General features: G+C 44.0%; 1 protein-coding gene. It reads right to left on the reverse strand.

The genetic code is table 11. The annotated features are described in order from the left end of the window. Positions 1–1,737 (reverse strand): ATP-dependent Clp protease ATP-binding subunit (locus PX484_RS09265; RefSeq protein WP_288103580.1); only part of this gene is annotated, 1,737 nt, incomplete at both ends.

Below are 1,737 nucleotides of genomic sequence, written 5' to 3' on the forward strand. Positions count from 1 at the left end.
ATTTTTTGTTCTGCTAATAATCTTTCCAGACGCTGTAATTGCAGACGAACAATGTAACGCAATTCTTCTTTTTTCAGGGTATGGAAAATAATTAAATCGTCGATACGATTCAAAAATTCGGGACGAAAATGACTCCGCAAAGCTGTTAAAACCCGTTTCCGCATCTCCTCATAATCGGCATCTTCGGAAACATTTAAAATATGGTCACTGCCAATATTACTGGTCATGACGATAATCGTATTCCGAAAATCCACCACTCGCCCCTGAGAGTCGGTAATGCGCCCATCGTCAAGCACTTGTAATAAAATGTTAAAAACATCCCGATGGGCCTTCTCCACTTCATCCAATAAAACCACCGAATAGGGACGACGACGCACCGCTTCCGATAGTTGTCCCCCTTCCTCGTAACCCACATAACCCGGAGGAGCGCCGATTAACCGCGAAACCGCGTGTTTTTCCATGTATTCCGACATATCGATGCGAACCATGGCTTCTTCTGAGTCGAACAGTAACCCCGCCAAGGCCCGCGCTAACTCGGTTTTACCCACTCCTGTGGGTCCCATAAATAGGAATGAACCAATCGGACGGGAGGGATCTTTCATTCCCGCGCGTGCGCGTCGAATCGCCGCTGCTACTGCCGTGACCGCTTCATTTTGTCCGACAACTTTTTTCTGTAAATGAGACTCTAATTCTAATAATTTTTGTCGTTCCGATTCCATTAAACGATTGACGGGAATTCCTGTCCAACGGGCAACTATTTCGGCGATATCAGCATCAGTTACCTGTTGTCTTAACAGGGTCGAACCTGCCGCTTGAATAGTTTCTAGTTCTTTTTCTTTTGCTTCTAATTCCCCTTGTAAAATTTCTAGTTTGCCATACTTTAATTGGGCCGCTTTATTGAGATCATAAGCACGTTCGGCCTGTTCCACCTGTAGGCGCAATTGTTCTTCTTCCTCTCGTAATAATTTAATTTCCTCGGCGATATGTTTTTCCGTTTGCCATTGGTCAGCGAGAGGCTTTTGTTTACTTTCTAATTCCTCAATTTCTTCGATAATTCTTTCTAAACGCTCTTGAAAAGCTCGATCTTTTTTCTCCTCTTTTTCTAAGGAGAATTTTTCCATTTGTAACTGCATTAAGCGACGATCTATCATTTCCAAATCGGCGGGTTTAGTGGTACTTTCTACCTCTAATTTGGCCGCCGCTTCATCGACTAAATCGATCGCTTTATCCGGTAAAAAACGATCGCTAATATAACGATGGGATAGGGTAGCTGCTGCCACTAGGGCCGAATCGGTAATTGTCACCCCATGATGCAGCTCATAACGTTCTTTTAAACCCCGGAGAATTGAGATAGTATCCTCCACGGAAGGTTCCTTAATATAAACCTGTTGAAAACGTCTTTCTAAAGCGGGGTCTTTTTCAATATGATTGCGATATTCATCTAAAGTTGTCGCCCCAATACAGCGCAATTCCCCCCGAGCTAACATAGGTTTTAATAGGTTGCCTGCATCCATCGATCCCCCTTCCCTAGAACCCGCACCGACAACGGTATGCAGTTCATCGATAAAGAGAATAATTCGCCCTTCTGATTGGGTAACTTCTTTCATGACTGACCGCAATCTTTCCTCGAATTCGCCTCGATATTTTGCCCCAGCGATTAAACTTCCCATATCGAGGGAAATTAACTGACGATTTTTCAAAGATTCGGGAACATCTCCGTTAACAATCCTTTGGGCC

The sequence above is a fragment of the Microcystis sp. M49636_WE2 genome, from assembly GCF_030065375.1.
Classification (GTDB): domain Bacteria; phylum Cyanobacteriota; class Cyanobacteriia; order Cyanobacteriales; family Microcystaceae; genus Microcystis; species Microcystis aeruginosa_C.